This is a genomic window from uncultured Gimesia sp., assembly GCF_937919775.1.
Classification (GTDB): domain Bacteria; phylum Planctomycetota; class Planctomycetia; order Planctomycetales; family Planctomycetaceae; genus Gimesia.
In genome coordinates, this window is record NZ_CALFPF010000500.1 from 1 (window position 1) to 6,271 (window position 6,271).

The 6,271-nt window shown below is 50.6% G+C and carries 7 protein-coding genes; 5 read left to right on the forward strand and 2 right to left on the reverse strand.

From position 1 onward, the window contains the following. From Q0294_RS14230 to Q0294_RS14250, 5 genes are all read left to right on the forward strand, one after another. Positions 1-489 (forward strand): EamA family transporter (locus Q0294_RS14230; RefSeq protein WP_299466635.1); only part of this gene is annotated, 489 nt, incomplete at its 5' end. After that, positions 482-1,114 carry a gamma carbonic anhydrase family protein gene (locus tag Q0294_RS14235; protein WP_299466638.1) on the forward strand — a complete coding sequence of 211 codons (633 nt, stop codon included), beginning with the start codon at positions 482-484 and terminating at the stop codon, positions 1,112-1,114. The genes Q0294_RS14230 and Q0294_RS14235, both read left to right, overlap by 8 nt. A 144-nt stretch (positions 1,115-1,258) precedes the next feature. Beyond that, entirely contained in the window at positions 1,259-2,590 is a 1,332-nt protein-coding gene (locus Q0294_RS14240) for a Gfo/Idh/MocA family oxidoreductase (RefSeq protein WP_299466641.1), read from the forward strand. Between the two features lie 365 nt (positions 2,591-2,955). Further along, entirely contained in the window at positions 2,956-3,618 is a 663-nt protein-coding gene (locus Q0294_RS14245) for a hypothetical protein (RefSeq protein WP_299466644.1), read from the forward strand. Positions 3,619-3,675: 57 nt separating this feature from the next. Further along, entirely contained in the window at positions 3,676-5,037 is a 1,362-nt protein-coding gene (locus Q0294_RS14250) for a PQQ-binding-like beta-propeller repeat protein (RefSeq protein ID WP_299466647.1), read from the forward strand. Positions 5,038-5,057: 20 nt separating this feature from the next. Here the strand turns inward: Q0294_RS14250 and Q0294_RS14255 are convergent, their stop codons facing one another. Both Q0294_RS14255 and aroC read right to left on the reverse strand, forming a co-directional pair. Continuing rightward, complete coding sequence (locus Q0294_RS14255; protein WP_299466651.1) at positions 5,058-5,477, reverse strand: secondary thiamine-phosphate synthase enzyme YjbQ; 420 nt, start codon at positions 5,475-5,477, stop codon at positions 5,058-5,060. 15 nt (positions 5,478-5,492) lie between these two features. Beyond that, positions 5,493-6,271 (reverse strand): chorismate synthase (gene aroC, locus Q0294_RS14260; RefSeq protein WP_299466654.1); only part of this gene is annotated, 779 nt, incomplete at its 5' end.

Here is a 6,271-nt window from a genome sequence, read left to right on the forward strand (position 1 = left end):
TTCGTTGCCTGTTTCGCGGGCTGCGCATATGGTACCGGCGGCGCTGTCATTCGCGGCTCAGTCCGAAGTGAACTTTCTATCTCGGCCACTCTGGTTTTAATCAGCACGACCGGCCTGATCTGTTTAACAGGCGTCGCCGTTTATCGACTTGGCTTTTCGATCTTTTGGGAAACGACGGCCTGGCAATACCTGGTGATGTTAGTGGCAGGAATTATGAACGCCATCGCCTTCTTCGCCATCGGCGCCTCAATGCAGCATCTGACGGTTACCCGCGTTAATTTATTGAACGCATCCCAAACAGCGATGGCCGCATTTGCTGGTGTGCTTTGTTTTGGTGAAGAATTAACAGTGTGGTTGTTGAGTGGGACGGCGCTTACCATTGGTGGTCTGTTCCTGATGGAAAAAAAGAAGCCGACCATTCCGAATAGTACATTGATTGAACCATCAACACCGCAGGCAAATCAGCAGCAGGTCGAATCAAATGGATAAAAGAGATTCTTCACAGAAATGGCCCCTCGTCTCAGCTTCGATTCCCACCCCTCCGGCTTTACCTTACCCGGACGTGGACTGCGACTGGGAAGCCCTGCATTCTATTCCCATCATTGATTCCACTGCCTGGGTGACTCCCGATGCCATCGTCACAGGCAGAGTGCGTCTGAAGGCCCGCAGTTCGATTTGGCATCAGTGCGTATTGCGAGGCGATTTAGAATACATCGAGGTGGGCGAAGAGACCAATGTGCAGGACGGCTCGATTTTACATACCGATTATGAACATCCCTGCATTCTGGGAAACCGGGTGACCTTGGGACATTCTGCCATCGTGCATGGTTCGATCGTTGAAGACGACGCCATGATCGCCATCGGTGCTACCGTTCTCAGTCGCTGTGTGATTGGCAGAGGTGCTTTAATCGCTGCAGGGGCTCTGGTTCGCGAGGGAATTCACGTTCCCCCGAATACACTCTGGGCCGGCTGTCCTGCGCGGCAGATCAAGGTCCTCACCGAACCGCAACAAGAACGACTCAAGGCAACCTGGCAGCATTACGTCAATCTGGGAACAGCCAGTCTGCAACGCTTTGGTCGAGAACACATCGACGCCCTCTCACAACGTAGTTAGAATTCTCAATTACCTGCCCATAAGTCCAAATTCTCTTCAAAAAACCTGCCAGTAGATTCCTTTTTTACCTCGAAAACAGTCTCCTGTCTGTGGTATCCTAAGGATTCAATTTGTCAATGAAACTAATTAACTCAGGACTCTCTTATGAATAACAGGCAATCTCAGATTCCTTCATCGACAACGCGTCGTGAATTTATCAAAACCGGATCGGCGGCGGTTGCTGCGGCTTCTACTTTTTCCAGTACCGTTTTTGCAGGAACACCACAGGCGTCTGCATTGCAGGCCGGTCTGTTTGCAGGCGGAACCGATGTCCTTCGCGTTGGTCTGGTAGGTTGTGGAGGACGGGGAACCGGAGCCGCTGCTCAAGCGCTGGCAGCCGACCCCAATGCCAAGCTTGTGGCGATGGGCGATACATTTTATGACCATCTTGACTCAAGCTATAATAACTTGAAAAAGAATCCTGTTGCGGAACAGGTGCAGGTCGATGCCGACCATAAATTTGTGGGCTTCGACGCCTACCAGAAAGTGATTGACTCCGTGGATGTGGTCCTGTTAACCACCCCGCCTCACTTTCGTCCGATGCAACTGCGGGCTGCCATCGAAGCAGGCAAACATGTGTTCGCCGAAAAGCCGGTCGCCGTTGATGCACCTGGTGTTCGTTCCATTCTGGAAACCTGCCAGTTGGCCAAAGAAAAAAATCTCTCCATCGTCTCGGGTCTCTGCTGGCGTTATCACAATGGAATGCGGGAAACGTTCAAGCAAATCCACGACGGGGCAGTCGGCGACGTGATGACGATTCAGTGCAGCTATAACACCCGCGGTTTGTGGATGTTTAAACGCGAGCCGGAATGGAGTGATATGGAATGGCAGATGCGAAACTGGCTGTATTTCACTTGGCTTTCTGGTGATTTCAATACCGAACAGCACGTTCACAGCCTGGATAAAATGGCCTGGACAATGAAAGACGAACCCCCGATATCCTGCAGTGGGACCGGTGGCCGCCAGACCCGAACCGGTAAAGATTATGGCCACATCTATGATCACTTTGCGATTGTTTATGAATATGCGAATGGCGTGAAAGGCTTCAGCCGTTGTCGGCAGCAGGATGGTTGTGCCGTCGATGTCTCTGATCATGTTTATGGAACCAAAGGACACGTCGACGTCTTCAAACATCGGATTTTCGATCCTCAGGGGAAAAAGACCTGGGAACTCCGGGATAAAGGCGAAAACATGTATCAGGTCGAACACAATGAATTTTTCAAAAGCATCCGTTCGGGCAATCCCATTAACAACGGTGATTACATGACCAAGAGCACCATGCTTGCCATTATGGGCCGCATGGCCGCTTACACGGGTAAATCGATTACCTGGGAAATGGCCATGAATTCCACAGAAGATTTGACGCCGGCCAGCTATGAATGGGGCCCGCTGCCCGTTCCTCCTGTCGCGATGCCCGGAGTAACCGCTTTCAAATAACCGGATGGTTACGAAATATTTTCATTTGAATGAAACGCTCGCAGTTTTCTGCGAGCGTTTTTTATTTAAGACTGCATTTGCAGTTTAATTTGAAGTCTTTAATGCGAAATTCATGGTTTCAGAAATTTTTCCAGTTTGGTGAGTTTTTCGAAACATTTCCTCGTTTGCCGTGTTTGATCTTTGTAACTTAAAACATGAGAGAGGTACTTCATTATCAAAACGATTGAATCAGCGTCAATCGATGTGTTTTTGCTGATTCAAACCAGGGCGTTGACGGTAACCTTTTCATTGAACAAGAACAAAAATGTAAATCGATTATTTACATACACTTACCATTTCAAAACTACCTTTCCGGAGATCTTCAGATGCGATTGACTCATCTTCTTTCAGTTGGCACAACTCTGCTCGCAGTCTGTGCAACTACACTTGTTACTGCTCAGCCCCCTGAAAAAGGCGACCAGGGAGACCGACCCGAACGGAGAGAGCGCGGCGGTGATCGTGAAGGTGGTCCCCCACGCGAAGGAAGAGGCCCAGGCGGAGGCGGTCGTCCCAATTTTATGATGATGCTGCCGATCATTGTGGCATTAGATGCCAATAAAGACGGCGAAATTTCCAAAGAAGAAATGGAAAACGCAACGGTTGCTCTTCAAAAACTGGATAAAGACAAAAATGGCAAACTGACGGAAGACGAATTGCGTCCTGAATTCGGCGGACGTGACGGTGGTCGTGGTCCTGGTGGCCCCGGCGGTTTCGGCAGACGTGATGGAGACGGTGGCGGGGACTTCGTCGAACGGATGATGGTTAACGATAAAAACAAAGATGGCAAACTGACAAAGGAAGAACTTCCTGAGCGGATGCAGGCCATGTTTGATCGGATTGATACCAACAAAGACAAGGAACTTGATAAAGCAGAGTTAACTAAAATGGCAGAGCAGTTTAACTCACGCGGTCGTTCCGGAGGCAGAGATCGTGGAAATCGTGATTCAGACAACAAAGATCGCCCAAAGCGTCCTGAATCCGATAACTAATTTTTTACCTAAAACCCATTTGGCTCTTTAACTCATCTCGTTTTCAGGGACGTCGTTATGTACCTCAAAATTGCTGTGTTCGCCTTGTTGATACTGGTTTCCTCAAGCGTTCACGCAGACTGGATGCGGTTTCGGGGGCCAAATGGTTCGGGGGTTTCTGACGAAAAACAGGCCACGCCTGCTGAATGGAGTGCTCAGAAAAACCTGAAATGGAAAGTGGCTCTGCCAGGTCATGGTTCATCCAGCCCGATCATCGTCGGTGATAAAGTCTTTGTCACCTGCTGGTCGGGTTACGGGATGAATCGGAATGATCCCGGCGATCAAAAAGATCTCAGACGGCATTTAGTCTGCCTGGATCGCAAGTCGGGAAAAATCCTGTGGGATAAAACGGTAGACCCAGTTCTGCCCGAAGATGTTTACACAGGCATGTTTGCCGAACACGGTTATGCTTCACATACACCCACTTCCGATGGCAAGCGGGTGTATGTTTATTATGGAAAGTCGGGAGCACTTGCTTACGATCTCGAAGGCAACCAGCTTTGGCAGACCATCGTAGGAGACGAGTTGGATCCACGCAGATGGGGTTCTTCATCGAGCCCCATTTTATATAAGGATCTCTTAATCGTCACTGCCACCGCGGAAAGCGAAGCGATTGTTGCTCTGAATAAAGAGACCGGCAAAGAGGTCTGGCGTCAGGAGTCATCCGGTTTCAATTCCACCTGGGGAACACCGATTTTAGTTCCCATTGATGACAAGCGAACCGACCTGGTCATCGGCGTTCCTTATGAAATCTGGAGTCTTAATCCAGACAACGGCAAATTGCGCTGGTTTTGTGAAGCGCTGCCTACTGAGACGTATTGCTCAAGTGTGATTGCCTCTAACGGTGTGATTTATGGAATTGAAGGACGAGGCGGCGGATCGATCGCCGTGCGTGCTGACGGCAAAGGCGACGTCACCAAGTCGCACGTCGTCTGGTCGGGCCGCGATTCCAATCGAATTGAAACGCCGGTGATGTATCAGGATCGGATTTACTTCTTCGCCAACGGAGTTGCCAACTGCATTGATGCCAAAACGGGAGAACGCCTCTTCCGTGGTCGCCTGGATTCCGGAAATGCTGTCGCGTCAGATCAGAGTGAAGAAGAACCGGGGAATCGCTTTGGCGGACGTCAAGGTAGAGGCGGGGGCGGATTTCGTGGCAGCGACTATTCCTCACCCGTAATCGCGGATGGGAAAATTTATTTTACTTCCCGGTCTGGTGAAACTCATGTGATCAAGGCCAGTGATAAACTGGAACCCGTCTCGGTGAATCGTCTGACTGATGATAATGAAGACTTCAGTGCCACTCCCGCGATCAGCGGCGGTCAAATCTTTATCCGTTCCGATAAGCACCTGTATTGTATTGGTGCGAAAGACAGTTAACCGAAACGAGACAAATGCGGCTACTCGCCCTGAATGGTGACTACCAACCGGCGCCCGCCGGCGTGATTGCGATGCTCGCAGAGGTAAATGCCCTGCCAGGTGCCCAGGCAGAGTTGACCACGGCTGATGGGAATCGAAAGTGAATTCCCGATCATAGACGCTTTGACATGGGCGGGCATATCATCGGGGCCTTCGCAGGTATGCACATAAGGCAGCGATTCAGGGGCAATCCTGTTAAATGCCATCTCCAGATCAACGGGAACATCAGGGTCGGCGTTTTCATTGATCGAAAGCGAAGCCGAAGTATGCATGATAAATACATGCATGATGCCTACATTGATCTGCGACAACTCCGGAACTTCGCTTAGCACTTCACGCGTTATGATATGAAAACCACGTCTCAAAGCAGGCAGACGAATCTGCTTTTGTATCCAGGCCATGACAGGTCACTCTCTTCAAACGTTGTGAGTTCGATCAGGAGCCGCTGCACACTGAGATCGCCAGCGGAGCCAGTGATCGGCCAATGTGATCGCGATCATCGCTTCAGCAATCGGGACAAAACGAGGCAAGAGGCAGGGATCGTGTCGTCCCTTGGTTCTGATGGTTGTTGGCTCGCCCTGGTTAGTCACCGTCGGCTGTTCAATCAGCAGGCTGCTCGTCGGTTTGACTGCAGCGCGAAATACCAGGGGCTGCCCTGTTGAAATGCCGCCCAGATTTCCGCCATGTCGATTCGTGTCGGTCGTAATCACCGGAGCATCTTCTTCTGAATCCTCAGCGGCGATGAAGTGATCATTATTCTGACTGCCCCGCATGGTCGCACAGGCGAAGCCCGAACCATATTCGACACCCAAAACTGCGGGAATGCTGAATAAGGCTTTGGCGATATCGGCTTTCAATTTATCGAAAACCGGCTCTCCCAATCCAGCCGGAACATTGATGGCCACAATTTCCGCCACACCACCAATTGAATCCCCCTCCTTGCGTACTTCATTGATGAATTCAATCATCTGGTGGGCCACATCATGATCGGGACAGCGCACCGGATTCATAGTGCCATCCGAAAATTTCTCGACCTGATCAGCGGTAATCGTAGTCGGATCAGTAATCTGTGCCTGCAAGTGGCCGACTTGAGTCACGTATCCTATCACACGTCCGCCAAAAGCGGCTTCCAGAATTTTCTTGGCCACAACGCCTGCCGCAACGCGGACATTCGTCTCTCTTGCACTCGATCGAC

What these genes read in the sequence shown, in the direction of transcription:
- Q0294_RS14235 (WP_299466638.1), top strand. Translation starts at nt 482, where the DNA reads ATGGATAAAAGAGATTCTTCACAGAAATGGCCCCTCGTCTCAGCTTCG.
- Q0294_RS14240 (WP_299466641.1), top strand. Translation starts at nt 1,259, where the DNA reads ATGAATAACAGGCAATCTCAGATTCCTTCATCGACAACGCGTCGTGAA.
- Q0294_RS14245 (WP_299466644.1), top strand. Translation starts at nt 2,956, where the DNA reads ATGCGATTGACTCATCTTCTTTCAGTTGGCACAACTCTGCTCGCAGTC.
- Q0294_RS14250 (WP_299466647.1), top strand. Translation starts at nt 3,676, where the DNA reads ATGTACCTCAAAATTGCTGTGTTCGCCTTGTTGATACTGGTTTCCTCA.
- Q0294_RS14255 (WP_299466651.1), bottom strand. Translation starts at nt 5,477, where the DNA reads ATGGCCTGGATACAAAAGCAGATTCGTCTGCCTGCTTTGAGACGTGGT.